Origin of the sequence: Streptomyces sp. CCM_MD2014, assembly GCF_000772045.1 — a bacterium.
Lineage (GTDB): Bacteria > Actinomycetota > Actinomycetes > Streptomycetales > Streptomycetaceae > Streptomyces > Streptomyces salinarius.
Map to the genome: position 1 here is coordinate 647,990 of NZ_CP009754.1, position 24,805 is coordinate 672,794.

23 protein-coding genes and 2 pseudogenes are annotated in these 24,805 nt (G+C 73.9%); 11 read left to right on the top strand and 14 right to left on the bottom strand.

Going from position 1 to position 24,805, the window contains the following annotated elements; all coding sequences use genetic code 11:
- Positions 1-19: 19 nt before the first annotated feature.
- Both NI25_RS02995 and NI25_RS03000 read right to left on the bottom strand, forming a co-directional pair.
- Complete coding sequence (locus NI25_RS02995) at positions 20-1,633, bottom strand: MFS transporter (protein ID WP_061440928.1); 1,614 nt, start codon at positions 1,631-1,633, stop codon at positions 20-22.
- Positions 1,634-1,766: 133 nt separating this feature from the next.
- Positions 1,767-2,774 carry an NAD(P)/FAD-dependent oxidoreductase gene (locus NI25_RS03000; RefSeq protein WP_061440929.1) on the bottom strand — a complete coding sequence of 336 codons (1,008 nt, stop codon included), beginning with the start codon at positions 2,772-2,774 and terminating at the stop codon, positions 1,767-1,769.
- Between the two features lie 92 nt (positions 2,775-2,866).
- On the opposite strand from NI25_RS03000, the gene NI25_RS03005 reads away from it, so the two are divergent.
- Both NI25_RS03005 and NI25_RS03010 read left to right on the top strand, forming a co-directional pair.
- Positions 2,867-3,481, top strand: a complete 615-nt coding sequence (locus NI25_RS03005; protein ID WP_199560805.1) for an XRE family transcriptional regulator — start codon at positions 2,867-2,869, stop codon at positions 3,479-3,481.
- A 130-nt stretch (positions 3,482-3,611) separates the two neighbouring features.
- Positions 3,612-4,505, top strand: coding sequence for a class I SAM-dependent methyltransferase (locus tag NI25_RS03010; RefSeq protein WP_061440931.1), 894 nt, complete (start codon positions 3,612-3,614; stop codon positions 4,503-4,505).
- A 221-nt stretch (positions 4,506-4,726) separates the two neighbouring features.
- On the opposite strand, the gene NI25_RS03015 is transcribed toward NI25_RS03010, so the two are convergent.
- Complete coding sequence (locus tag NI25_RS03015; protein ID WP_061440932.1) at positions 4,727-5,692, bottom strand: pirin family protein; 966 nt, start codon at positions 5,690-5,692, stop codon at positions 4,727-4,729.
- Positions 5,693-5,855: 163 nt separating this feature from the next.
- On the opposite strand from NI25_RS03015, the gene NI25_RS03020 reads away from it, so the two are divergent.
- Both NI25_RS03020 and NI25_RS03025 read left to right on the top strand, forming a co-directional pair.
- Entirely contained in the window at positions 5,856-6,203 is a 348-nt protein-coding gene (locus tag NI25_RS03020) for a tetratricopeptide repeat protein (protein WP_061440933.1), read from the top strand.
- A gap of 86 nt (positions 6,204-6,289) precedes the next feature.
- The gene (locus NI25_RS03025) at positions 6,290-6,946 is read left to right on the top strand and encodes a peptide deformylase (protein ID WP_061440934.1); all 657 of its coding nucleotides are present in this window, start codon (positions 6,290-6,292) and stop codon (positions 6,944-6,946) included.
- A 51-nt stretch (positions 6,947-6,997) separates the two neighbouring features.
- Here the strand turns inward: NI25_RS03025 and NI25_RS03030 are convergent, their stop codons facing one another.
- Entirely contained in the window at positions 6,998-8,431 is a 1,434-nt protein-coding gene (locus NI25_RS03030; protein WP_061446720.1) for a dihydrolipoyl dehydrogenase family protein, read from the bottom strand.
- Between the two features lie 120 nt (positions 8,432-8,551).
- Between NI25_RS03030 and trxA the strand changes: the two genes are divergently transcribed.
- A complete protein-coding gene (trxA, locus tag NI25_RS03035; protein ID WP_061440935.1) occupies positions 8,552-8,947 on the top strand; it encodes a thioredoxin in 396 nt (131 codons plus the stop codon).
- Positions 8,948-8,966: 19 nt separating this feature from the next.
- Here the strand turns inward: trxA and NI25_RS03040 are convergent, their stop codons facing one another.
- Positions 8,967-10,001 carry a LacI family DNA-binding transcriptional regulator gene (locus NI25_RS03040; protein WP_061440936.1) on the bottom strand — a complete coding sequence of 345 codons (1,035 nt, stop codon included), beginning with the start codon at positions 9,999-10,001 and terminating at the stop codon, positions 8,967-8,969.
- 72 nt (positions 10,002-10,073) lie between these two features.
- Positions 10,074-10,778 (bottom strand): TetR/AcrR family transcriptional regulator, encoded by a 705-nt coding sequence (locus NI25_RS03045; RefSeq protein ID WP_061440937.1) that lies wholly within the window; start codon positions 10,776-10,778, stop codon positions 10,074-10,076.
- 140 nt (positions 10,779-10,918) lie between these two features.
- On the opposite strand from NI25_RS03045, the gene NI25_RS03050 reads away from it, so the two are divergent.
- Complete coding sequence (locus NI25_RS03050; RefSeq protein WP_061440938.1) at positions 10,919-11,482, top strand: NAD(P)H-dependent oxidoreductase; 564 nt, start codon at positions 10,919-10,921, stop codon at positions 11,480-11,482.
- 60 nt (positions 11,483-11,542) lie between these two features.
- Here the strand turns inward: NI25_RS03050 and NI25_RS03055 are convergent, their stop codons facing one another.
- On the bottom strand, positions 11,543-12,448 hold the full coding sequence (locus NI25_RS03055; RefSeq protein WP_061446721.1) for a LysR family transcriptional regulator: 906 nt from the start codon (positions 12,446-12,448) through the stop codon (positions 11,543-11,545).
- Positions 12,449-12,641: 193 nt separating this feature from the next.
- Here NI25_RS03055 and NI25_RS03060 point away from each other — a divergent pair, with 193 nt between their 5' ends.
- Positions 12,642-12,845 (top strand): hypothetical protein, encoded by a 204-nt coding sequence (locus NI25_RS03060; RefSeq protein ID WP_061440939.1) that lies wholly within the window; start codon positions 12,642-12,644, stop codon positions 12,843-12,845.
- A gap of 66 nt (positions 12,846-12,911) precedes the next feature.
- Here NI25_RS03060 and NI25_RS03065 read toward each other — a convergent pair whose 3' ends face one another.
- The gene (locus tag NI25_RS03065) at positions 12,912-13,865 is read right to left on the bottom strand and encodes a TerC family protein (protein ID WP_061440940.1); all 954 of its coding nucleotides are present in this window, start codon (positions 13,863-13,865) and stop codon (positions 12,912-12,914) included.
- A 155-nt stretch (positions 13,866-14,020) separates the two neighbouring features.
- Here NI25_RS03065 and NI25_RS03070 point away from each other — a divergent pair.
- Positions 14,021-15,220: pseudogene (locus NI25_RS03070) on the top strand (polysaccharide pyruvyl transferase family protein); the annotation flags it as partial.
- Positions 15,221-15,286: 66 nt separating this feature from the next.
- On the opposite strand, the pseudogene NI25_RS40720 reads toward NI25_RS03070, so the two are convergent.
- Positions 15,287-15,637: pseudogene (locus tag NI25_RS40720) on the bottom strand (hypothetical protein); the annotation flags it as partial.
- A gap of 143 nt (positions 15,638-15,780) precedes the next feature.
- On the opposite strand from NI25_RS40720, the gene NI25_RS03075 reads away from it, so the two are divergent.
- Positions 15,781-17,220, top strand: coding sequence for an FAD-dependent oxidoreductase (locus tag NI25_RS03075; protein ID WP_061440941.1), 1,440 nt, complete (start codon positions 15,781-15,783; stop codon positions 17,218-17,220).
- Between the two features lie 62 nt (positions 17,221-17,282).
- Here NI25_RS03075 and NI25_RS03080 read toward each other — a convergent pair whose 3' ends face one another.
- The 5 genes from NI25_RS03080 to NI25_RS03100 form a co-directional block, all read right to left on the bottom strand.
- The gene (locus tag NI25_RS03080; RefSeq protein WP_061440942.1) at positions 17,283-18,302 is read right to left on the bottom strand and encodes a sigma-70 family RNA polymerase sigma factor; all 1,020 of its coding nucleotides are present in this window, start codon (positions 18,300-18,302) and stop codon (positions 17,283-17,285) included.
- Positions 18,303-18,343: 41 nt separating this feature from the next.
- Positions 18,344-18,688, bottom strand: a complete 345-nt coding sequence (locus NI25_RS03085; protein WP_199560806.1) for a DUF6343 family protein — start codon at positions 18,686-18,688, stop codon at positions 18,344-18,346.
- 68 nt (positions 18,689-18,756) lie between these two features.
- Positions 18,757-19,182 (bottom strand): CBS domain-containing protein, encoded by a 426-nt coding sequence (locus NI25_RS03090; protein ID WP_061440943.1) that lies wholly within the window; start codon positions 19,180-19,182, stop codon positions 18,757-18,759.
- A gap of 88 nt (positions 19,183-19,270) precedes the next feature.
- Entirely contained in the window at positions 19,271-19,705 is a 435-nt protein-coding gene (locus NI25_RS03095; RefSeq protein ID WP_061440944.1) for a PPC domain-containing DNA-binding protein, read from the bottom strand.
- Between the two features lie 145 nt (positions 19,706-19,850).
- Complete coding sequence (locus tag NI25_RS03100; RefSeq protein WP_061440945.1) at positions 19,851-21,863, bottom strand: AfsR/SARP family transcriptional regulator; 2,013 nt, start codon at positions 21,861-21,863, stop codon at positions 19,851-19,853.
- Between the two features lie 213 nt (positions 21,864-22,076).
- On the opposite strand from NI25_RS03100, the gene NI25_RS03105 reads away from it, so the two are divergent.
- Together NI25_RS03105 and NI25_RS03110 are read left to right on the top strand one after the other, a co-directional pair.
- Positions 22,077-22,955 carry an alpha/beta fold hydrolase gene (locus NI25_RS03105; protein WP_061440946.1) on the top strand — a complete coding sequence of 293 codons (879 nt, stop codon included), beginning with the start codon at positions 22,077-22,079 and terminating at the stop codon, positions 22,953-22,955.
- 83 nt (positions 22,956-23,038) lie between these two features.
- Positions 23,039-24,322: an MFS transporter gene (locus tag NI25_RS03110; RefSeq protein WP_078884485.1), complete on the top strand. Its 1,284-nt coding sequence runs from the start codon at positions 23,039-23,041 to the stop codon at positions 24,320-24,322.
- Positions 24,323-24,805: the final 483 nt, after the last annotated feature.

Here is a 24,805-nt window from a genome sequence, read left to right on the forward strand (position 1 = left end):
GCACGGGGTTTCGGCGAGGTCAGCGAGCGGCGACGTTGTCCGCGACCCCGGTCTCGGGGGCTGCCTCGGCGCCGGGCTGACGGGGTGCGGTGTTCTTCGGGCCGCGCAAGGCGACGTAGACGAGCAGCACGGCCATGACGGCGGCGCCGACCCACATGGACTGCTGCCAACCGTCGACGAAGGATTGCCGCGCGGCGTGGATCAGATCCTGGGCGTGGCCTCCGGTGGTGGGCGCGACCTCTATGGCGTTGGCGATGCCCTCGCGTGCGGTGTCCGCGGCCCCGTCGGGGATGCCGTCGAGCTTGCCGTCGATGGCGCCGCGGTAACCGCCGGCCAGGAGCGCGCCGAGCATCGCGACGCCGAGAGCGGTGCCGAACTCGCGGGTGACGTCGTTGAGCGCGGAGGCAACGCCCTGCTTCGCGCGGGGCAGGGAGCCGGTGATGGCTTCGGTGGAGGGCGTCATCGACAGGCCCATGCCGGCACCCATGACGATCATGCCGGCCAGGATGGACGGGTAGCCGCCGTCCACGGACACGAACAGCGCCATCAGCGCCAGGCCGAGCGCGGACAGGGCGACGCCCACCGTCATGGTGGAGCGGGCACCGATTCCGGCGGCCACCTTGGGGGCCAGGCCCGAGCCCGTCATCATCATGACGGCCATCGGCATCAGCGCCACGGTCGACAGCAGCCCCGACATGCCGAGCACGGCCTGGAAGAACGGGAAGAGGACCACGGCGATACCGGCCTGGACACCGAAGACGACCAGCAAGGTGATCGAGCCGCCGGCCAGGCCCCGCTCACGGAACAGGCGTACGTCCAGCAGCGAGGCATCGCGGCGGCGCAGCTCCCAGACCACGAAGGCGATGGCGGCGGCGACGCCGACGGCCAGGCTGACCAGCGTGATGGGGGCGGTCCAGCCGCGCTCGGGGCCTTCCTGCAGGACGAAGATGAGACCGGTCACGGCGACGACGGAGAGCAGCGCGCCGATGGTGTCGAAGGAATGGGCGGAGCGTTCGCGGGAGTTGGGAACCGACTTCAGTGTCATCACCAGCGCGACGGCCCCCAGGACCACGGGCAGCACGAACAGCCAGCGCCAGTCGGCGACGTCGACCAGCAGGGCGGACAGGAACATCCCCACGATGCCACCGCCTCCGGCGACACCGGTCCACACACCGATGGCCTTGCCGCGTTCCTCCTCGGGGAAGCTGGAGGTGATGACGGCCAGGGTGACCGGCATGATCATCGCGGCGCTGACGCCGGCGGCCACCCGGGCCGCGATCATCGTCCCGGCCGTCGGGGCGAGCCCCGCGACGACGCTGGCGGCGCCGAAGACGACCAACCCCGCGATCAGCATGGGCTTGCGGCCCAGGCGATCACCGATGGCGCCGAGTGGCAGCAACAGCGCGGCCAGGGCGAGGGTGTAGCTGTTGATCATCCACAGGACGGCGGTCTGCGAGGCGCCGAACTCGACGGCCAGGTGGGTCTGGGCGACGCTCAGCCCCGACACCGAGGCGATGACGGCCATCAACGCGATCGAGACGGTGATCAGGATCGCGCGCAGCTGACGTGCATCCGGCGCGCCCTCGTCGCCGGCCGGCGTGGCCGCCGCCTGATGAGGCTGATGAGTACTCATGGTGTCCTTCCGAAAGGGCATGCGGAATCAGCGCCGGGACAAGACCGGTCGCCGGTTGGGTGAGACAGGGACTTGCTCATCGCGCGGACCGCTCGATGGCGGCCGCGCGGTTGTTCAGCGGCGGGCGTACGTGTCAGCCGGTGGCCCTCTGTGCGGCGGCGAGCGCGGCGTCGGTGTCCGCCGCGGCCAGCATCGCGTTGATGTGGGAGGCGGCCAGGGCTCCGGCCGCCGCGGAGGCGCCGACCTGGGCGGCGAGGTCGGTGGCGTTGCCCGCCACCCACACACCCGGGATCTCGGTGGTACCGGCCGTGGCGGAGGCGAAGCGGCGGCCCATGTTGTCCGGCAGGTCCTCCATGGGCAGTTTCAGCCCGTCCAGGCCCTCAGTGCGGGCCTCCATCCTTGTGGTGACGGCCAGGACCCGCCGCTCGACGAGGGTGCCGTCGGTCAGGCGGACACCCACGAGGGCACCGTCGGTGTCGTTGACGACTTCCCTCACGTCGGTCTCGACGACGCGGATGCCCCGGGCGGCGAAGCGGGCGAGGGTCTCGGAGTCCGGTTCGGTGCCGCGGGCGAAGTAGATCAGGTCGTCCGTCAGCTGGCGGAACAGCCAGGCGTGGTGAACGGAGAGAGGGCCGGTGGCGAGGATGCCGATGGGCTCGTCGCGCACCTCGTAGCCGTGGCAGTAGGGGCAGTGCACCACGCTGTGGCCCCAGTGCTCGGCCAGGCCGGGCACCTCGGGCAGCACATCGCGCAGGCCGCTGGCCACCAGCACACGGCGGGCCGTCAGCGCCCGGCCGTCGGCCAGAGTGACGGCGAACCGCAGATCGCCGTCCGCCGACGGGGCGGCGGGTTCCGCCGCGGCCACCTCTCCGAAGACGATCCGGCCGCCGTACTGGCGTACCTGCTCGCGTCCGCGTCCCAGGATCTCGGACGGCGGGGTGCCGTCCAGAACGATGAAGCCGTGCATGGCGGCGGCGGGGGCGTTGCGCGGGGTGCCGCTGTCGATCACGATGACCGAGCGGCGCGAGCGGGCCAGCATCAGCGCGCCGTTCAGGCCCGCGGCGCCGCCGCCGATCACGACGACGTCCACGGTCTCGGCGGGCATTTCGTCGCTGTCGTGGCGGGGAGTCTGCGCAGACATGTCGTGCCCTTTCGTCGTACCCGGCCCCGTGGGCCGGACCATCTGCGTTCGACGTTAAGCGCATGTTGCACCATGGGCATACCATGTTGCTTATGACGCAAGAAGATGGGCAGCTGGACAGCCTCGTACGCAAACGGATCCGCGCACTGCGCGTCGCGCAGGGCTGGTCCCTGGAGGAACTGGCTGGCCGGGCCAACCTCAGCCAGTCCTCACTGAGCCGCATCGAGAACGGTCAGCGCCGCCTCGCCCTGGACCAGCTCGTCACCCTCGCCCGCGCCCTGGACACCACCTTGGACCAGCTCGTGGAGAACGCCGCCGACGACGTCGTCATCAGCCCGATGATCGACGGCGCCCACGGGGTGATGCGCTGGCCCGTGAAGGGCGACCCCGGCATGACCGTGATGCGCCAGCGGATGACCGACCCGCCGCCCGACAACCCGGCCCGCATGCGCGCCCACCCCGGCCGCGAATGGCTCGTCGTACTGTCCGGCACCGCCGTCCTCATGCTCGGCCACCGGCGCTTTCGTATCGAAACCAACCAGGCCGCCGAGTTCCCCACCATGATGCCGCACGCCATCGGCGCCGAGGGCGGTCCCTGCGAGATCCTGGGCATCTTCGACCGCGACGCCCGCCGCGGCCACCAGAAGGACACCGACACCGACGACTCCGAAGCCGACCGCCCCGGCACCCAGGCCCCCTGCGCGTAGCGGGCCGTGGCCGGGCGGGAGGCCCCGGCAAGGCGGGCGGCCTTGCGCGCCGGGCAGTGCGCCGAACGAACTTCTTGCTTCCTACGCAACGAGTCGTGCGGGACGAGCATGGCCAGCTTACGGTGAAGTCATGACCCACACTCATCAGCACACCCCCCACCACGGCCACGGCGGTCACCACCCCGGTCACGGCCGGGGCGGACACCACGAGGGCGGCAACGGCGGCCAGGCAGAGCTCCTCGACCTGGACGCCGAGGTGCTCGCCGAGCACCTCGCGTCGATCACCGCCTGGCTGCCGCTGGAGGACGAGCCGCGCCACATCGCGGACCTGGGCTGCGGCACCGGAGCGGGAACCTTCGCCCTCCTCGAACGCTTCCCCGACGCGCGCGTCACCGCCGTCGACACCTCCGCCGAGCACCTGAAGCTCCTACGCGAGAAGGCGTGCGCCCGCGGCATCCAGGAGCGCGTACGGACCGTGCAGGCCGACCTCGACCACAGCGACTGGCCCGACCTCGGCCGACCGGACCTGGTGTGGGCCTCGGCCTCGATGCACCACATGGCCGACCCCGGCCGCGCCCTGCGTATCGTCCGCGAACTGATCTCCCCCGGCGGCCTGTTGGCCGTCGTCGAGCTCGCCGGCGTCCCCCGCTTCCTGCCCGCCCACGCCCCGGCGAACCGGCCCGGCCTCGAAGAGCGCGCCCATGCCGCGACCAACAGCTTCCACGCCGAGCGCGTTCCGCACCGCGGCGCCGGCTGGGGCCCGATGCTGACCGCCGCCGGCTTCACCGTCGAGGACGAACGCACCCTCACCGTCAGCGTCGCAGGGGCGCGCAGCGAAGCGGTCGGCCGCTACGCCTACGGCGTTCTGCAGCGCGTCCGCAGCGTCGCTGCCCCCGCTCTCGGCCCCGAGGACCTCGCCGCGCTGGACGAGCTCCTGGACACCGGCAGCCCGAACAGCCTGCTGCTCCGCGAGGACCTTGCCCTGCGCACCGAGCGCACGGTGTGGGCCGCCCGCCGTGCCTGACGCCCGGCCAGGTGCGACGGTTCGGGCCGGGGATGCCGACGTCCTCCGGAAACACCACCATCTCGTGGTCGCTGCAGGCGGTCCCGAACCGCCTTCCGGCACCGGCATCGCACGCTCACGCGCCGGCCCCCCGGTCAGGGCGCCCGTGCACCACGAAGGCGGCGCGAACGGCCCGGCCTACTTCCGCCCCACGGCCGCCGAAGACGACGAGTATCAGCAGGTCAGCGCACCCTTCCCCGCGGCTTCAACGGCACCGGCGGCAGTTCCGGTGCAGGCAGTGGCGCCCCGTCGTACCCCTTCACCTCGCCGAACCGGGAGCCTTCCATCCAGTCCCGCCGGGCCTGGACGATCTCCTCCTGGGAGCGCCCGATCCAGTTCCAGAACATGATCAGCTCCTCCTCGAACGGCTCGCCGCCCAGGAGCATCAGGCCCGCGTCCGAGTCGGCCCGCAGGGGAAGTTCGTCGCGGCCGCAGCCGAGGTAGAGCATCGAGCCCGGCACCAGGGGCACCCCGTCGACGTGGGCCTCGCCGCTCATGGCCAGTACGGCGTACTCGAAGTCCCGCTCCAGCGGCAGGCGTACGTCCGTGCCGGCGGCGAGGGTCAGGTCGGCGCCGACGAGCGGGGTGTAGGTCGTCCCCGGCGAGGTGGCCGTGTCGAGGGTGCCCATGAGGACGGTGGCCGTCAGGCCCGGGGCCGTGACCCGGGGCAGCTCCGCGTGGAACTCGAAGTGCGGGTCGGTGTGGCGGTGGGTGTCGGGCAGGGCCACCCACAGCTGGGCACCGTGCAGCAGGCGGGCGTGGGAGCGCGGGCTCTCCTCCGAGTGGCTGATCGCGCGACCGGAGGTCATCAGGCCCAGCTGGCGCGGGCGGATGGTCTGCAGGCTGCCGGTGGAGTCGCGGTGCAGCACCTCGCCCTCGTGCAGCCAGCTCACCGTCTGCAGACCCATGTGGGGATGCGGGGGCACCTGCATGCCGGGCTCGTCGGCAATGTCGTCGGGACCGTAGTGGTCGACGAAGCACCAGGCGCCGACCATGCGCCTGCCCAGGTTGGGCAGCAGACGGCGGACCTCGGTGGACTCGCCGAGCTTGACGTTGCGAGGGCTGAGGAGTTCACGCACGGGCTCCGCCACCACGAAGCCGCGGCCGCCGCACAGGCTGGGAACCGCATCCCGGTCAAGGTTGCTCATGCCGCACAACGTAGCCCCCGCGCGGCCCTCCGTGCGACGCGGTCCCCGAGGCGTCACCGTGGCGGGCGACGCGGGACCCGTCGGCGGCGGGATCAGGCGGCGAAAGCAGGTAGTGGAATGTTCAACCGTGTGGCGTGGTTCAGTGGGTCGAAGGAGGTCTCACGTGGACACGACGTACTACGACCACGGAACGCCGGCGGAGCGCTGGGAGCGCGCGCGGATGTTCTTCGACGCCAAGGACTACGCCGCCGCGGCCCGCGTCCTGGACCGTCTGGTCGCCGAGGTGCCCGAGCAGACCGGTCCGCGGCTGCTGCTGGCGCGTTCCTACTACCACTCGGCCCAGCTGCGGCGGGCTGAGGCGGAGCTGCGGATCGTCGTCGAGCGCGATCCGGTCGAGCAGTACGCCCGGCTGATGCTGGGCCGTACCCTCGAGCGGCAGGGGCGGCAGGAGGAGGCCGACGCACAGTTGCGGATCGCCTCCGCCCTCGCGGGTGACTTCGCCGAGCTCTGAGCGGGGACGACGCACACGGGCCCGTGCCGGGCGTTCCCGGCGGCGGGCCCGTGGCGCCGTGGCATCCTGGCGCGATGGGAACCGCGATGGGAACTCCGAGTGATGGTGCCCCGCTTGCCGAGCGGGTCGAGGAACTGCTCGCCGTCGGCGGCCCGTTGCCGATCGTCGCGGCCGGGGATCCGGTCCTGCGGCGCGCGGCCGAGCCGTACGAGGGGCAGTTGGCGCCCGCGCTCCTGGCGCGGTTCGTCGAGGCGCTCCGGCTGACCATGCACGCGGCGCCGGGTGTGGGCCTGGCCGCGCCGCAGGTCGGGGTGGGTCTCAGGATCGCGGTGATCGAGGATCCGGCGCCGGTGCCGGACGAGGTGCGGGTGGCGCGGGGGCGGGTGCCGCAGCCGTTCCGGGTGCTGGTCAATCCGTCGTACGAGCCCGTCGGCGCCGGGCGGGCCGCGTTCTTCGAGGGGTGTCTGAGCGTGCCGGGCTGGCAGGCGGTGGTGGCGCGCCACGCCGAGGTGCGGCTGCGGGCACGGGACGAGCACGGGCGGGCGGTGGACGAGGTGTTCGCGGGCTGGCCGGCCCGGATCGTGCAGCACGAGACGGATCATCTCGACGGCATCTTGTACCTCGACCGGGCCGAACTGCGCTCGCTGGCCTCGAACGCGGCGATGGCGGACCTGTGGGCCCAGCCGACGCCGGAGCGGGCGGCGTCGGCGCTGGGGTTCGAGCTGCCCGGCCCGGCGGCCTGACCGGCCGCCGGGCCCGCGCTCGCGCTCGCGCGACAGCTCGCCTCCAGTCCGTCAGCTGTCCCGGTACGTCTCCAGGAGCCTGAGCCACACCTCGCTGATCGTCGGATACGACGGGACCGCGTGCCACAGGCGGCTGACCGGGACCCGGCCGGCGACGGCAATCGTCGCGGAGTGGATCAGCTCGCCGACGCCGGGTCCGACGAAGGTGACACCGCGCACGATCTCGTCCTCCAGGTCGACCACCATGCGGGCGCGGCCCCGGTAGCCGTCGCCGTACAGGCTGGAGCCCGCCACCGCGATGGGGACGTCGACGGCGCGGACGCGGTGTCCGGCCTGCTCGGCCTCGGCGAGGGTCAGGCCGACGGAGGCGGCCTCGGGGTCGGTGAACACCACCTGGGGCACGGCGTCGTGGTCGGCGGTCGCGGCGTGCGCGCCCCACGGGTCGGACTCCAGGATCGGCACCCCGGAGGCGCGGGCCGCGATCGCGGCGCCCGCGATGCGCGCCTGGTACTTGCCCTGGTGGGTGAGGAGGGCGCGGTGGTTGACGTCGCCGACGGCGTAGAGCCAGTCGTGGCCCGTCACGCGGAGGCTGTCGTCGACCGGCAGCCAGGAGCCCGGCTCGAGGCCGACGGTCTCCAGGCCGATGTCGCCGGTGCGGGGGGTCCGGCCGGTGGCGAAGAGGATCTCGTCGGCCTCCAGGCGGTCGCCGGTGTCGGTGACGGCGACGACGGTGCCGCCCTCGCGGGTGACGGACTCGACGGAGACGCCGGTGCGGATGTCCACGCCGGCCTCGGTGAGCGCCTCGGCGACCAGTTCCCCGGCGAATGGCTCCATGCGGGCGAGCAGGCCGCCGTCGCCGCGCACCAGCATCGTCACCCGGGAGCCGAGGGCCTGCCAGGCGGTGGCCATCTCGACGGCGACGACCCCGCCGCCGACGACGAGGAGGCGACCGGGCGCGCTCTCGGCGCTGGTGGCCTCGCGGCTGGTCCAGGGGCGCACCTCGGCGAGTCCGGGCAGCGGGGGCAGGGCGGCGGCGCTGCCGGTGCAGACGGCGACGGCGTGGCGGGCGGTCAGGGTCCGGCGGGTGCCGTCGGGAGCGGCCACCTCGACCGTGCGCGGTCCGGCGAGCCGGCCCTGGCCGCGGTACAGGTCGGCGCCGATGCCCTCGACCCACTGAACCTGGCCGTCGTCCTTCCAGTGCGAGGTGAACTCGTCGCGACGGGCGAGGACGGCCCGGGCGTCGAGGGGGTCCCGGACGGCCTCGGCCAGGCCGGGCAGGCGTCGGGCGTCGGCGCGGGCGATGACCGGGCGCAGCAGCGCCTTGCTGGGCATGCAGGCCCAGTAGGAGCACTCGCCGCCGACCAGTTCGCTCTCCACGATCGCCGTGGACAGCCCGGCCGCGCGGGTGCGGTCGGCGACGTTCTCGCCGACGGGGCCCGCGCCGATCACGACGACGTCGTACACGAGGGAATCCGATTGCGTCATGAGGTCAGTCTGGTGGGTGGTGTGCGACGTGGCCACATGGGTACGTGCGCGGAATACCCACCCGGTCGGCAGTGTTGTGCCGACGGCTACTCCCCCGAAACCAGGAAGAGGGAATACCTCATGACCAGCACCGTGGAACTCACCAAGGAGAACTTCGACCAGACGGTCACGGACAACGAGTTCGTGCTGATCGACTTCTGGGCGGAGTGGTGCGGTCCGTGCAAGCAGTTCGGCCCGGTCTACGAGAAGGCCGCCGAGGCCAACCCGGACCTGGTGTTCGGCAAGGTGGACACCGAGGCGCAGCCCGAGCTGGCGCAGGCCTTCGGCATCCAGTCGATTCCGACGCTGATGATCGTGCGGGACCAGGTGGCCGTGTTCGCGCAGCCGGGCGCGCTGCCGGAGGCGGCCCTCACGGACGTGATCAGCCAGGCCCGGAAGCTGGACATGGACGAGGTCCGCAAGGCGGTCGCCGAGCAGCAGGCGCAGGCCGGGCAGAACGGCCAGGAAGGCCAGTAGCGGGCGGGTCGGCCGCCGGTCAGCTCGACTCCCGGTGCACCACCGTCGCGCCCAGCACCTTGTGGCGCTCGGGCGGGGCGGCGGGGTCCTGCACGGCCCGGTCGACGAGTGCGGCCAGGTCACGGCCCGCGGGCAGCTCCAGGTGGACGGTGCTCAGCCGGGGCCGCAGCAGCCTGCCGAGCATCAGGTCGTCGGCGCCGATCACGGCGGCGTCGCCGGGGATGCCGAGGCCCTCGTCCTGAAGGGCCCGCATCAGCAGCATCGCGTACTCGTCGTTGTACGCGAACACCGCGTCCAGCCCGAGGGGACGCCAGCGCGCCGCGAGGCGGGCGGCGTCCCCTTCGTCGTAGGCGAGGGGCAGCTCGGTGACGGTGGCGTCGGTGCCGGAGACGGCCTCGCGGGCGCCCGCGAGGCGCGGTGCCGAGAAGACGTCGAGGCCGCGTTCCGCCGGCACGACGACGCCGATGCGGCGGCGTCCGCGGTCGTACAGGTGGCGGGTGGCGCCGCGGCCGACGCCCTCCTGGTCGGTGAGCAGGGCGTGCGCTCCGTCGACCGCCTCGGGACCGAGGGTGAGGACCGCCCGGGCGCCGGAGCGTTTGAGGATCTGCACCCCCCGCGGGCCGAGGTCGGAGCCGGGGGCGAGGACGGCTACCGGGCGCAGCTCGGCCCAGGCGCGGGCGGCCTCGTCGCCGTGCACGCCGACGGTGCCGTGCTGCACGACGGTGTAGTCCAGGCGGCCAAGCGCCCACTGGAGTTCGGTGAGGAAGCGGTTGTAGAGCGGGCCGGCGGGGAAGGACGGCGCCGGCATCAGGACCATGCGGCTGTGTCCGGCGCGCAGTGAGCGGGCGGCGGCGTGCGGAACGTATCCGAGTTCCCGGGCGGCCTCGCGGACGCGGCGGCGGGTGGGTTCGCTGATCCGTACGGCGTCGGCGTTGTTGAGTACGTAGGAGACGGTCGCGCGCGAGACGCCGGCCAGGCGGGCCACATCGGCGCTCGTGGGGGCGGAGCGCGGTGCGGGGGGCTCGGGGGCCGGCTGATTCGGTATCTGCACCATGACGTACGGCATCCTGACAGAGGCCGGACGCGGGGCGGCGGGCGGGGCAACATCGGCCGCCCCGGAGGGAGTTCAGGCCGTCGGCTCGGTGGCCGGGGACTCGCTCCCCCGGGCCGGGGATTCGGTGCGGGTGACGCGTGCGACCAGGTCGAGCCAGCCCGCCCGCACGCGTTCCGTGGGCAGCCCGCGCTGCTCGGTGAGGTGATGGATCAGGGGAGCGTCGAGGTAGGCCATCAGGGTGTGCGCCAGAAGCTCGCAGTCGGCGTCCGGCACGGCCTCCCGCAGCAGCAGTGTCACGTGTTGGTGCAGGAATCGGCGCGGGGGAAAGGCGTGGCGTCGCTCGGCGCTGGGCTCCCCGGCCAGGAGCAGCTCGAGTTTGTCGACGGAGCGGTCCAGCAGCGCGCAGCCGAAGGCCCGCAGCCGCTCCACCGGCGGTGCGCCGGGACCCAGCGGCGGCGGACCGCTCAGGAGCGCGGCCTGGAACTTGCGCTCGGAGTGGTCGAGGAGCGCCGCGAGCAGTCCCGTGCGGTCGCCGAAGCGGCGGAAGACCGTGCCCTTGCCCACGCAGGCCGCCGTGGCCACCGCCTCCATGGTGAGGGCGGCCGCGCCGTGCTCGGCGACCAGACGCTCGGCGGCCTCCAGGAGGCGGGCGCGGTTGCGCGCGGCGTCGGCGCGCAGGCAGGGCTCGTCCTCGTCGATCCCGGTGCCGAGCTGCAGCAGCTCAAGCGGACCGACGTTCTCCTGGGGTCGGGGGAAGGGCGGCAGGGCGGCGGACATGAAGCCAGCGTAAAGCATCGGGAAGAAAACTGGACCGCGGTCCGCTTGGGATGTTAGAAATTAAACGGACCCCGGTCCGGATCGTTGCCCGCAGGGTTTCGACCCGCCCGTCACCATCTGTTCCAGTAGTGGGAGTACTCATGTCTGTCCGCATCCTCGCGCTCGTCGGCAGCCTTCGCGCCGGTTCGCACAACCGCCAGCTCGCCGAGGCGGCCGTCAAGTTCGCGCCGGAGGGCGCCGAGGTCCAGCTGTTCGAGGGCCTCGCCGAGATTCCCTTCTACAACGAGGACATCGACGTCGAGGGCAGCGTCCCGGCCGCCGCCGCGAAGCTGCGCGAGGCCGCGCAGGGCGCGCAGGCCTTCCTACTCTTCACGCCGGAGTACAACGGCACCATCCCGGCCGTTCTGAAGAACGCCATCGACTGGCTGTCCCGTCCCTTCGGCGCCGGCGCCTTCACCGGCAAGCCGGTCGCCGTGGTCGGCACCGCCTTCGGCCAGTACGGCGGCGTGTGGGCGCAGGACGAGGCCCGCAAGGCCGTGGGCATCGCCGGCGGCAAGGTGATCGAGGACCTCAAGCTGTCCATCCCCGGTTCGGTGACCCGCTTCGCCGAGACCCACCCGGCGGACGACGCCGAGGTCGCCGCGCAGCTGACCGAGGTCGTCGCCCGGCTGCACGGTCACGCGGACGAGGCCCTCGCCGCCTGACCGGCACGGCCTGACGCACGAAGGGACCGGAGCTCGCGCGAGCTCCGGTCCCTTCGTGCGTCAGGCCACCGCGGCGGCGGCCAGGGTGCGCAGTTCCTCGAGGGCGACCGCGACCGCCGCGCGCCGGTGGCCACCGGCGCGCGTGCAGGTCATCAGCTTGCGGTGGGGCCGGTTGGCGCAGGGCACCCGGACGACCGGCAGCTCGGGGGTCAACCGGGCGAGCCGGGGGACCAGGGCGACGCCGAGCCCGTTGGCGACCAGGTGGGCGGTGACGTTCCAGTCCACCGTGTGATGGACCACGTCGGGGGTGAACCCGGCGGCACCGCACGCCGACATGATGTGCGTCCGGCAGGGCGTCTGCGGCATCGGCGCGATCCAGGCCTCGTGCGCCGCGTCGGCGAGGTCGGCCACGTCCCGCCCGGCCAGCGGATGGTCCGCGGGGACGACCAGGTCGAACGGTTCGTCCAGCAGCGGCCGCTGGTCGAAGCGCGCGTCGGCCGACGGCGGGCTGGAAGGGGTCGCCTCCACCACCGCCAGGTCGCTCTCCCCCTCGAAGAGCAGGTCGAAGCTCTCCACCACCTCGACCTCGCGGATCCGCACCGACAGCCGCGGGCACCGCTCGCGCAGCCGCGCCGCCATCGGGGCCAGCAAGACGCAGACGGCCACCGGGAACCCCGTCACCCGCAGCGGCCCGGCCGGCACCCCCTCCCCCGCCCGCAGCTCCAGCTCGGCCTCGTCCCAGCGGGCCTCGATCGCGTCGGCATGTCCCAGCAGGCTCTCCGCGGCCGGGGTGAGCCGCACCCCGCGCCCCTGCGGCTCCAGCAGGTCGACGCCCAGGTCCCGGGACAGCTGCCGGATCTGCTGCGAGGCGGCGGAGGTGGTGAAGTGGAGGGCGCGGGCCGCCGCGGTGACGGTGCCGTAGTGGGCGACGGCCCGCAGCACGTGCAGCCTGCGCAGATCAATCATGAAGTACACGCTTCACGGTGGAGTCCGTAAAGTCAACCTGGACGTGAACGGATGCGTGGCCGCACCCTGGTCAGTGGCGCCACGGTGGGATCGATGTCCCACAGCGGCCTTCCGACGCACCACCGACCCCTGACGCATCACTGCCGCATACGCAACGCTGCCCCTGACGCACCACCGACCACGAGGAGTCGCCATGCCCAGCACGACCGGTGTCGTCTGCCCGCACTGCGGGTGGCCCGACAGCGCCGAACCCTTCCAGGTGCTGTCCGCCCACCCCACCGGCGCGGGCGGCACCCTGTGGACCCGCTGCGCATGTGGTTCCCTCCAGGCCCGCCTCGTCGACGAGCACGGCAGCCGGGTGGTCTCGCGCGGCAGGCCCACACCGGCGGGCTGCTGACGCGCTGCCAGGAGGCGCGCGAGACGCTCGACCGTCCGCGGGTGGGACCGGTTCCGTGGGCAGGCCTCACGCCCGCCCACGTCGCCGCGTGACCCACAGGCTCGTCGCCGTGGTGACCGCGAGGACGAGCACGATGAACCCGAGCGAGAACGGGATGCCGATCTCGGGCACGTGGACGCCGGACTCGTGCAGGGCGTGCAGCACCAGCTTGACGCCGATGAAGCCCAGGATCACGGACAGGCCGTACGAGAGGTGCACCAGCTTCTTCAGCAGGCCGCCGATGAGGAAGTACAGCTGGCGCAGGCCCATCAGGGCGAACGCGTTGGCCGTGAACACGATGTACGGGTCCTGGGTCAGCCCGTAGATGGCGGGGATGGAGTCCAGGGCGAACAGGACGTCGGTGAACCCGATGGCGAGCATCACGACCAGCATCGGGGTCATGACCCGCCTGCCGTTCTCCTCGACCCACAGTCTGGTGCCGTGGTACCGGTCGGCGACGCCGAAGCGCCGCTCGATCGACTTCAGCAGCTTGTTCTCCTCGTACTCCTCCTGCTCGAGCCCGCCCTTGCGGGCGTCCTGGATCAGTTTCCAGGCGGTCCAGATCAGGAAGGCGCCGAAGAGGTAGAAGACCCAGGAGAAGGCGGAGATCATCGCCGCACCGGCCGCGATGAACGCGGCGCGCAGGACGAGGGCCACCAGGACGCCGACCATCAGCACCCGTTGCTGGTACTGCGAGGGCACCGCGAACTTCGCCATGATCAGGACGAAGACGAAGAGGTTGTCCACGCTGAGCGACTTCTCGGTGATGTAGCCGGCGAAGAACTCGCCGCCCGGGCCGCCGCCGCGGAACACGAGCAGCCCCGCCCCGAACAGACAGGCCAGCACCACCCAGACGGCCGTCCAGATCCCGGCCTCCCGCAGCGACACGTCGTGCGGCCTGCGGCCGATGAAGAAATCGGCGGCGACGAGGACGCACAGGGCCGCGACGGTCAGCAGCCAGACGCTGAGGGAGACGTTCACCGGTGCTCCTCGTGCGGGGACGGGGTCGCGTGCGGGGTGGTTCCTGATCAGGGTGTTTCCGGCATGCCGGGCAGGCAACCCGGCACCGTGCGCGGCACACCGCGCGGCCGGACCGGCGCGCGCGCCGGCCGACTCCGACGTGACGGGAGTTACGGATGACTCTTCGGCCCTCGCATCCGCACTCCGCCCGCCGAGGCCCGCGCATCGGCGTCCTGGGCTCCTACGGCGGCTTCAACACCGGCGACGAGGCGATCCTGACCTGCGTACTGAGCTGTCTGCGCGCCCGGCGCCCGGACGCGCACCTGGTCGTCCTGAGCCGGAACGCCGAGCACACCCTCGCCCATCACCCCGACGCGGACGAGGTGGTGCCCTGGGAGGGGGTGAGCCGCAACCACGTCCTGGACGTGCTGCCCGGCCTGGAGCTGCTGGTGCTGGGCGGTGGAGGCATCCTCTACGACGGCGAGGCGCGGCGCTATCTGCGGTTGGTGCGCGCCGCGCAGATCCGGCGCGTGCCCACCTTCGCCTACGCCGTCGGCGCCGGGCCCCTCACGGACGCCGAGGACCGGGACGCGGTGCGCACGGTGCTGGCGGAGATGGACGATGTGGTGGTGCGGGACGAGGAGTCGCGGCTGGTGCTCGAGGAGGTCGGCCTGGAGCGGGAGGTCACGGTCACCGCGGACCCGGCGCTGCTGCTGGCCCCGGAGCCGTTCACCGAGGCGATGATGCGGGAGGAGGGCATACCGTCCGGCGCCCGGCTGGTGGGGATGTCGGTGCGCGAGCCGGGGCGGGCGGCCGAGAAGCTGGACGAGGGCGACTACCACGCCCTGCTCGCCGACGTCGCCGACTTCCTGGTCCGCCGGCTGGACGCGCGCGTGGTGTTCCTGCCGATGGAGCGCCACGACGTACGGCACGCGCACGCCGTGCTGTCCCACATGACCGCCCCGGACCAGGGCCGCATCCTGCACGGCGACTACAGCCCGGGGCAGGTGCTCGGCTTCATGCGCCACCTCGACGTGGCCGTGGGCATGCGGCTGCACTTCGTGATCTTCGCCGCGCTCACCGGCGTGCCGGTGCTGCCGCTGCCGTACTCCGGCAAGGTCTTCGACTTCGCGCGCCGGCTGGGCGCCCCGGCCCTGGTGGGGGTGGCGCGGGAGCAGGCCGGGCTGCTGCTCGCGGAGGTGGACCGGCTCTGGGACGAGTATCCGCAACGCCGGGACGACCTCGGGGCCCGGATGGCGGAGCTGTCGGCGTCGGCCCGGGAGACCTGCGAGCGATGCGGGGCCCTGCTCGACCGGATCGGCGCCGCGCGCGACACGGCCGGCGACACGGCGCCGGCTGCGGGGTCGGCTGCCGCATCGGCCGCCGAGGGCACGACGAGCGGCGGCCCGGCGGGCGGCCGGCTGTCGGGCGACGGGCCGGCGGACGGCAGCCCGCCGGACGACGACCTGACGGGTGACCGGCCTGCGGACGGCAACCCCACGGACAGCGACCGGGCGGATGACAACCCCTCGGACCACACCCCCGCGGACGGCAGCCCGCCGGACGACGACCTGACGGGTGACCGGCCCGCGGACGGCAGCCCGCCGGACGACGACCTGACGGGTGACCGGCCCGCGGACGGCAACCCGCCGGACGACGACCGGGCGGATGACAACCCCTCGGACCACACCCCCGCGGACGGCAACCCGCCGGACGACGACCTGACGGGTGACCGGCCTGCGGACGGCAACCCGCCGGACGACGACCGGGCGGATGACAACCCCTCGGACCACACCCCCGCGGACGGCAGCCCCGCGGACGGCGACCCGGCCGGCGGCGGCCCCACGGGGGACGGCCTCGTCGACGGCGGCCCGGCGGACGGCAGGTCGTACCGGGCCGAGCCGCGGCCGTTGAGTGCCTGACCCGGAGGTCTGCGATGCCGATCCTGGAAGAGCCCCGCGAGTCCCGCACCGTCACGCTGCCGCCCCGGTCGGCCGGACACGGAGGCCGCTGCGACGTCCTGGTGGTGGGCGGCGGTCCCGCCGGGTTCGCGGCCGCGGTCGGCGCGGCCGACGCCGGGGCCGACACCGTGCTGGTGGAGCGGTACGGCTTCCTCGGCGGCAACGCGACCGTGGCGCTGGTGATGCCGCTGATGTCGTTCCACAACGAACACAAGCAGGCCGCGTTCACCGAGGCCGGGGACACCTCGCGGCTGCTGCCCACCGACCACGGAGAGGGCGAGCCGGTGGTGGCCGGCGTCCTGTGGCAGCTGCTCGACCGGCTCATGGGCCGCGGCGGCTGTCTGCCGCCCTCCCCGAAGACCGGGTACACGGTCCCCTTCGACCCGGAGCTGTTCAAGCTCTCCCTGCTGGAGATGATGGACGAGTCGGGGGTGCGGATGCTGTTCCACTCGTTCGCCTCCGGCGCGCTGCCGCTGGAGGACGGCTCGGGCTGGCGAGTGGTGTTCGAGACCAAGTCGGGACCGGTGGTGATCGACGCGGGGGTGGTCGTGGACGGCACGGGCGACGGCGACGTGGCGACGGCCTGCGGGGCGCCGTACGAGATCGGCCGGCCCGAGGACGGACTGGTGCAGCCCATGACGCTGATGTTCCGCGTCGCCGACTTCGCCCGGCCGGACTTCGCCGCCTATGTGCGCGAGCATCCCGACCAGTGGCGGGGCGTGCACGGGCTGTGGGACCTGATCGAGGAGGCCAGGGCGGGCGGCGAACTGCGGCTGCCGCGCGAGGACATCCTCTTCTTCGCGACCCCGCATCCGAGGGAGGTCGCCGTCAACAGCACCCGGGTGAACCGCGTTCTCGGCACCAGTGTCTGGGACCTCACCCGCGCCGAGTACACGGCCCGGCGCCAGCTGGCGCAGATCGACCGCTTCCTGCGCACCCGCGTACCCGGCTTCGAGGAGTCGTACGTGGTGCAGAGCGGTACGCACGTCGGTGTGCGGGAGAGCCGGCGGGTGCTCGGCGACTACCAGCTGACCGGCCACGACATCCTGGGGGCGCGCACCTTCCCGGACGTGATCGCGCACGGCGCCTATCCGGTCGACATCCACAACCCGCGCGGTTCCGGCACCGTCCTCAAGCGGGTGCCGCGGGGCAGCTTCTACGACATCCCGCTGCGCTGCCTGCTGCCCCGGGACACCGACCGGCTGCTGGTCGCGGGGCGCTGCATCTCCGGGACGCACGTCGCGCACTCGTCGTACCGGGTGATGCCCATCGCCATGGCCACCGGGCACGCGGCCGGGGTGTGCGCGGCGCTGACCGTCCGGCACGGGCGCGGGCCGCGTGGGCTGCCCTACCGGCTGGTCCAGCGCGAGCTGCTGCGGCAGGGGGCCCGGCTGCGGACGGAGCAGTCCGGCTGACGCCCTGGACCGCTCCGAGGGGCAGACACCGGCCCGTGGGGGTCGGCTCGCCCAGTCGGGGGTCAGCTCGCCCAGTCGACGAGGCGTTCCCGGTTCTCGGGGGCGCGCAGGTGGGCGAGGGAGGCCTTCTCGAGCTGGCGGACCCGTTCCCGGGTGAGGCCCACGTGCTGGGCGACCTGCTGCAGGGTGCGCGGGCGGCCGTCGTGGAGGCCGTAGCGCAGGCTGAGGATCAGGGACTCGCGGGGTGCGAGGGTGCCGACGGCCTCCCGCAGTTCCGCCGCCAGCGCCTGGAACTCGGCGACCTCGGGTGCCCGCAGCACCTCGGTGTCGGGGATGAGATCGCCGACGACGGTGTCTCCGGTCTCGTCCACGGGGGTGTCCAGGCTGACCGCGTCCCGTCCGACCCGGCGCAGCCAGACGACCTTGTCCGCGTCGATGCCGCTCTCGGCGGCGACCTCCTCGGTGGTCGGCTCGCGGTCGAGGCCCGCGCGGAGCTTGCGTTCCACCTTGGCGAGCTTCTGGAGCTGCTCCACGACGTGGACGGGCAGCCGTACCGTGCGCGCGTGGGTGGCCAGGCCCCGCTCGATGGCCTGGCGGATCCACCAGGTGGCGTACGTGGAGAATTTGAAGCCCTTGGTGTGGTCGAACTTCTCCACGGCCCGGATGAGTCCCAGGTTGCCCTCCTGGATGACGTCGAGGAGGGGCAGACCGCGGTGGGCGTGGCGCTTGGCCATCGACACGACGAGCCGGAGGTTGGCCCGCACCATGTGGTCCTTGGCCTCCTGGCCGTCGTGGACCGTCTCCTCCAGCGCGCGGCGCCGTCCGGGCGCGGGGACGGGCTCGCCGGTGTCGGCCGCCTCCAGTTCCTCCCTGGCCCGGACGCCGGCCTCGATACGGGTGGCGAGCCGGACCTCGTCCTCGGCACTCAGCAGGGGTGTGGCGCCGATCTGGGTCAGGTACTGGCCGAGCAGGTCGGGTTCCTCGTCCGGTTCGGGGATCCGGCTGCGCAGCCGTGCGGTGCGGGTGGCGGCACGGCGGTCGTCCCGGGTGCGTGCCGCGGGTGTGCGTGCCGTGGGAGCCATGTCGCTTCCTCCGTCTCCCTCCCCTGCTCGGGTCCTGGGAATCAGTGCGGTACGGGGGTGCCGCGTTCGCTCCGCAGCCGGCGGATCACCACCAGCAGGTCGGCTGCCGCGAGGAGGGCGAGCGCTGCGCACACCACGGCGATGACCACGAGCATGCCGCGGCCCGGACTGTCGCCGGTGCCGGTGCCGGCCGCCCACTGGCCGAAGTAGGCGGCCCCCGCGAGGAAGAGCGGCAGGAAGACCGCCGACAGCAGCAGTCTCAGCCGCAGGGCGCTCTGCGCGCGGACCGGTTCGGTGCCGGTGCGCGGGTGGTGGCGGCCGACCGTGCCGGAGCGGGAACGGGGGGCGGGTTCCGTGGCCCGGTGCGGGCTCCGTCGGTCGTTCATGCCGTTCCTCCCCGGTGCTCGGGGTGTCGGTGCCCGTGCGTCTTCGGCCGGGCTCGGGTGGCCGCGCTTCAGTGTCCGGGTGCGGCCCGGCTGATGTCCGCGAGCGCGGAGTGCGGGTCGTCGGTGGTGGCGAGGTCGCCGAGGGTGACCACGCCGACCGGGACGCCGCCGTGCTCGACGACGGGGAGCCGGCGCACGGCGTGACGGCGCATCAGCTCGGCGGCGCGGTCGGTGGTGTCGTCGGGTTCGAGGGTGACCACGGGCGGGGGTGTGCACACCGCGCCGACGGTCGTGGCGTCCGGGTCGCGGCCGTCGGCGACGCTGCGGAGCACGATGTCGCGGTCGGTGAGCACGCCGAACAGGTCGCAGTCGTAGGTCACGAGGACGTCGCCGACGTCCTCCTCGCGCATCAGCCGGGCCGCCCGCGCCACCGTCGTCATGGGCTCGACGGCGACCGTCGCCGGCGACATCACGTCTCGGACGCTCCGTGTCATCTCGCGCCTCCCGGGGGTGTCGGTACGGGACTGCCTGCGGGCCGCGTAGCCCGCACCCGGGCCGGTAAACCGTCCCGCGACGCCCGGTTCAGCCCAGGTCGATCAGGGCCAGGCCGATGTCGGGGCGGTGGGTCTTGGCCAGCTCGGCCGGGCTGTCCCGCACGACCACCTCCAGCGTCGGCCAGACCCGGCCGGACAGCAGGTGGCCGCCGCGCGTGGAGCCGTCGGACAGGCCCAGTACGGCGTGCAGGTGCGGGGTCGGTCCGTCGTCGGCGACGGCGATGTCCCCGATGAGCGACAGCACCTCGCACTGTTCGTCCACCGGGATGGGCCGGTAGTCCTTGGCCTGCCGGTCGAACCAGCCGACGACCGCTTGGGAGAAGGCGCCCACGGCGGTCACCTGGGAGGCCCCGAGCGACCGGTCGCGGGCGAAGGCGGTGAGCTCGGCGACCGGGTCCTCGCCGGGGTCGAGCACCGCCACGTACACCGCGGACGGACCGTCCTGCACCTGCTGCCACTTCATGGCCGGGCGGGTACCCGGGGCGGGCCCGGGCAACCCCGGTCCGCGTGGCGCACCGTCCCCGACTCGCGTCGGGGACGCCGGGGAACCGACGGCGGTACGGGAGCAAGCGTGACGCCGGCGGTCTCGCCGCCTCGCTCTCCCGCCGTCACGCCTCCAGCGCCCGGCGGATCGCGGCGAGCCACCCGTCGACCGGTCCGAACGTGAGCAGTCCGCTGCCCGCGCCCGCGAGTTCGCCGGCCGCGGGCAGCAGCCTGTCGTACGTCCGCCGCAGCGCCGGGCGGTCGCCGAGGGCGAGGGCGAGCGCTGCCTCGGCGCAGCACAGGGCCTCGTAGAGGAGGTCGGGCGGGGGTTCGGGCAGGGCCCGCAGGGCGCCGCGGGCCTCGGTGTCGCGGCCTTCGGCCAGGAGGGCGAACGGCTCGGCCCAGGGCCGGTACGGTCCCCAGTCCGCGCGCGGGTCCACCTGCGCCGGTCGGCCGCGGGACAGGCGCAGGCCGAGCAGCGCGAGGGGCAGCAGTCCGCGTTCCAGACCCGGCATCCCGGCGCCGTCGAGCCGTGCGGCGGCCGACCGGTAGGCGGCCTCGGCGCCGTCCTGGGTGCTGCCGGAGGAGTCGGGCGAGTCGGAGGGGGCGGGGGACGAGTCGGCGCGGACGGCCTCGCGCAGAGCCCGGTACCAGGCGGTGAAGACGGCCACCAGGGGGCGTTCGTGCCGCTCCGCGAGGCGGTCCGCGGCCCTGGCGTGCTCGTCGGCGGCGGTGAGGTCGGCGAGGGCCGCGCGGGCCTGGAGCCGGATCAGGTGGCCGAGCACCTCGTGGTTGACCAGGCCGTGCCGCAGTCCGAGAGTGACGAGTTCGGCGCCGATCGCGTCGCGGCGCGGCGCCAGCCCGGCGCGGGTGCAGGACTGCATGAAGACGCCGTTGAGGGCGAACGCGAGCAGCGCGGGGTCGTCCAGGCGGCGGGCGATGTCCTCGGCCTCGGCGGCCGCCTGCGGCCCGCGCGGGGAGCGCACGCCCCGCGACTCGAGGGCGACGGTGGCCAGCAGGCGGCAACGTGCCGCGTCGGCGGACGGGGTGTCGGGCAGGACGACGAGGGTGCGTTCGGCGGCCTCGACGATCCGCCGGGCCAGTTCGGGGTCGTCGCTGCGGGTCCAGTTGGCGGGGACGTCGTAGGCGCCGATCACCCGGGCCGCGAGGTCCGCGTCGCCGGTCTCCTCCGCCGCCTGGACCACCGCCGTCCGGTGTTCCCGGGCGGCCTCCAGGCCACCGCCGCCGGTGACCGCGAGGCTCCGCAGCAGGCCGACGGTGGACTCCAGGCGGGCCCGGGCGCCGGCGGCGACGGTGCGGTCGTACGCCTCGGTGGCGCGGGCCCACAGCCGGGCCGCCGCGTCCGCCGGTTCGCCCGGCGGGTCCAGGTCCGGGTCCTGGGCCAGGATGCCGGCCTCCAGGCGGCGCAGCCGGGGCCCCGGATCGATGCCCAGCCGGCCGGCCAGCAGGGCGCGGGCCCGGCGCAGCACGGCGAGGGCGTCCGCCTGCCGCCCGGTCCGGTACAGGGCGAGCGCGAGCAGGCGCCAGGACTCCTCGCGCCAGGGGTGCTCGGTGAGGTGGGCGTCGAGGTCGGGGACCGCCTCGGCGGCGCGGCCCAGTTCCACCAGCAGCTCCGCGCGGCGTTCGACGGCGCGCAGCCGCAGTTCGGTGAGCCTGGAGCGCTCCCCCCGGGCCCAGTCCTCGGTGCCGAACTCGGCGTACGCGGGCCCCCGCCACTCCCCCAGGGCCGCCCGCAGCCGGTCGGGTGCCTGGGCGGCGGGCAGCCGGTCGGCCTCGGCGACGGCGGTCTCGAAGCGCCAGGCGTCCACGGCGTCCGGCGCGGCGCGCAGGGCGTATCCCGGGCCCTCGGTGACCAGCAGGCGGGCCGGGGCGCGCGGCGGGCGGTCGGGTTCCAGGGCGCGGCGCAGGTCCCCCACGAAGGTGCGCACCGCTCCGACGGCCCGCGGCGGCGGTGTCTCCCACAGGTCCTCGACCAGGCGGGCGACCGGGACGACCCGCCGCCTCGCCAGGATCAGCCGGGCGAGCACGGCGCGGTGCCTCGGGCCCTTGAGGGCGAGCGGGTGCGGGCCTCGCCCGGCGGTGACGGCGCCGAGCACACCGAACGTGACCGCGTCCATGTCCCGTGTTCCGTCCGCTCCGATCCACCACCGTTCGTGCGCTCACCACGGTACGCGTACGGGCCGGTGCCCGGCCGGGCACCGCTCGGTCGCCGCTCGGTCGCCGCTCGGTCGCCGCTCGGCGTGCTGATCGGTTGCTGATTCGCCCGCGGGAGGCTCGAGGACGTCACGAGGACCTGTGACGCGAACAGCGAGAAAGAGGCACCGACCACCATGGAACCCACCATCCCCGGCTTCACCCACGACCGTGTGACGGTCGCCGACGGCGTGGACCTGCACGTGGCCGTCGGCGGCACCGGCAGCCCCGTCGTACTGCTGCACGGATTCCCCCAGACCCACCTGATGTGGCGGCACGTCGCCGCCGACCTGGCCGCGGACCACACGGTCATCTGCCCCGACCTGCGCGGTTACGGCGCCAGCGACAAGCCCGCCGACCCGGACGGCACCGCGTACGCCAAGCGGGCCATGGCCGCCGACGTGGTGGCCCTGGCCCGGGAGCTGGGGCACGAGCGGTTCGCGCTGGCCGGTCACGACCGGGGCGCGCTGGTCGCGGTGCGCGCCGGGCTCGACCACCCCGACGCGGTGACCCACCTGGCCGCGCTGGACGTGCTGCCGACGCTGGACATGTGGGACGTCCTGCACGGCACGACGGCCGCGGTGGGCTTCCACCTGTACCTGATGGCGCAGCCGCCGGGCCTCCCCGAGGAGCTGATCGGCGCCGCGCCGGACGCGTTCTTCGGCCACTTCCTCGACCTGTGGACCCGGGATCCGGACGCCCTGCCGGCCGACGTCCGGGCCGCCTACCTCAAGGCGTCCCGCGAGGCGGTGCCCTCCATCGTGGCCGACTACCGGGCGTCGGCCGGCATCGACGTGGACCACGACCGGGCGGACCGGGAGCACGGCAACCGGCTGCGGATGCCGGTCACCGTCCTCCAGCAGGACTGGGGCGCCGCTCTGGGCTACGACGCCGCCGCGCTGTGGCGGGCGTGGGCGCCGGACCTGCGGCACGAGACCGTGGGCTGCGGGCACTTCATGGCGGAGGAGGCGCCGGACGAGGTCGCCGGGGCGCTGCGCGCGCTGCTGACCCGGTAGGGCAATCCGGAGGCGCGTGCACAACGATCGGTTGTACCCGCCGCCCGGCCGGTTGTTTGATCCGTCCGGCCCGGATCGCTTTGATGTCGGGCGTGACGGAGTCGGGTGCGGTCGAGTCGGATGTGGTGGGCGGCGGGTCGCTGGGGAGGGGGTTCCGGTGGCTGTGGGCGGCGTACGCCGTCAGCACGTTCGGCACGCGGCTCGCCTTCGACGCCTTTCCGTTGATCGCGGTCGTGGTGCTGGACGCCGGTCCGGGGCAGGTGGCGGCGCTCGCTGCGGCGGGTCTCGCGGTGGGCGCCGTCGTGGCGGTGCCGCTGGGGCCGTGGGTGGAGTTCCGGCGCAAGCGGCCGGTCATGGTCGCGACGGACCTGGTCCGGTGCGCGGTGCTGCTGAGCGTGCCGCTCGCGTACGCCTTCGGACGGCTCGGCTTCGCCCAGTTGCTGGTCGTGTCGGTCGTCGTCGCCGCGGCCGACATCACGTTCCGGGCCGCCTCCGCCGCCTGCCTCAAGGCCCTGGTGCGCCCACCGGACCTGCTGACCGCGAACGGCCGGTTCGAGGCGACGACCTGGACCGCGACCATGCTCGGGCCGCCGGTCGGCGGGGCCGCGATCGGGCTCTTCGGCCCGGTGGTGACGGTCGCGGTCGACGCCGCGAGCTACCTGCTCTCCGCGCTGGGAATCCGTGCGATCGGCGGCGCGGAGCCGCGCCCGCGGCGCACGGAGGCGGCCCGGTTGCGCGCCGGCGACCTGCTGGACGGCTGGCGGTACGTGCTCGCCTCGCCGGTGCTGCGTCCGCTGTTCCTCAACACGGTCCTGGTCAACGCGCTGATCATGGCCACTGCGCCGCTGCTCGCCGTGCTCATGCTGGGCGAGTTGGGTTTCGCTCCCTGGCAGTACGGTCTCGCCTTCGCGGTGCCGTGCGTGGGCGGGCTGGTCGGCTCGCGGCTGGCCCGCCCGCTCGTGGCGCGCTTCGGGGAGCACCGGGTGCTGGTCGTCAGCGGGGTGCTGCGCGTGTGCTGGCCCGTCGGGCTGGCCTTCGTCGGCCCGGGGACCGCGGGCCTGGTCCTGGTGATGGTGGTGGAGTTCGGGCTGATCGCCTCCGTGGGCGTGTACAACCCGGTGTTCGCGACCCGTCGGCTGGAGCTGACGCCCGCGGACAGGGTGGCGCGCACCCTGTCCGCCTGGACGATCAGCGGGAAGCTGACGACCGCCGCCCTGACCGCGGTGTGGGGTCTGCTGGCGGGCCTGACCGGAACGCGTACGGCGGTCGCGCTCGCGGGCCTGCTGATGCTGGCGACCCCGCTGCTGCTGCCACGACGGACCCGCACTCCGGCACCCGCACCGGTCCAGCCGGCCGCCGACGGATGAGGCTCGCCCTCCGCGCCCGCTTCGCCCCCTCCACCGGAGCCCGGGCCGAGCACCGACGAATCCGCCGAGCCGAGCGCGCCGGCCGGTACGCCACGCACACCCCCGCGGGGCACCCGCCCTCTCCCGCCCCGGCGGACGCGACGGAGCCGTCGGCCGCCCCGCCCCACGCGCCCGGCGACGTGTCCGCGCCAGGTCCGGGAAGCACCGCTCGAGGCGGTCAGCGGCCGGAACGACGCCTCCACCACGTCCTCCCAGCGGCCCTCGTGGGGCGGCGCGGTGCCGTGCGCCTCGACGGTCAGCGCGACTCTTCCGCCGCTGAGGCCCGTGCACAGGAAGAGACAGCCCGCAACGGCCGCGCCGCACAGGCCGTTGGTCCGTCCGGCACGGGCCTCCCCCTCGCATATCCGGCACGCCGAGGCCACCAGTATGCGCAGGGGGTCTGACAACCGTTCCGAGGACGGACGCGCGACGGTGTCGGGGGCG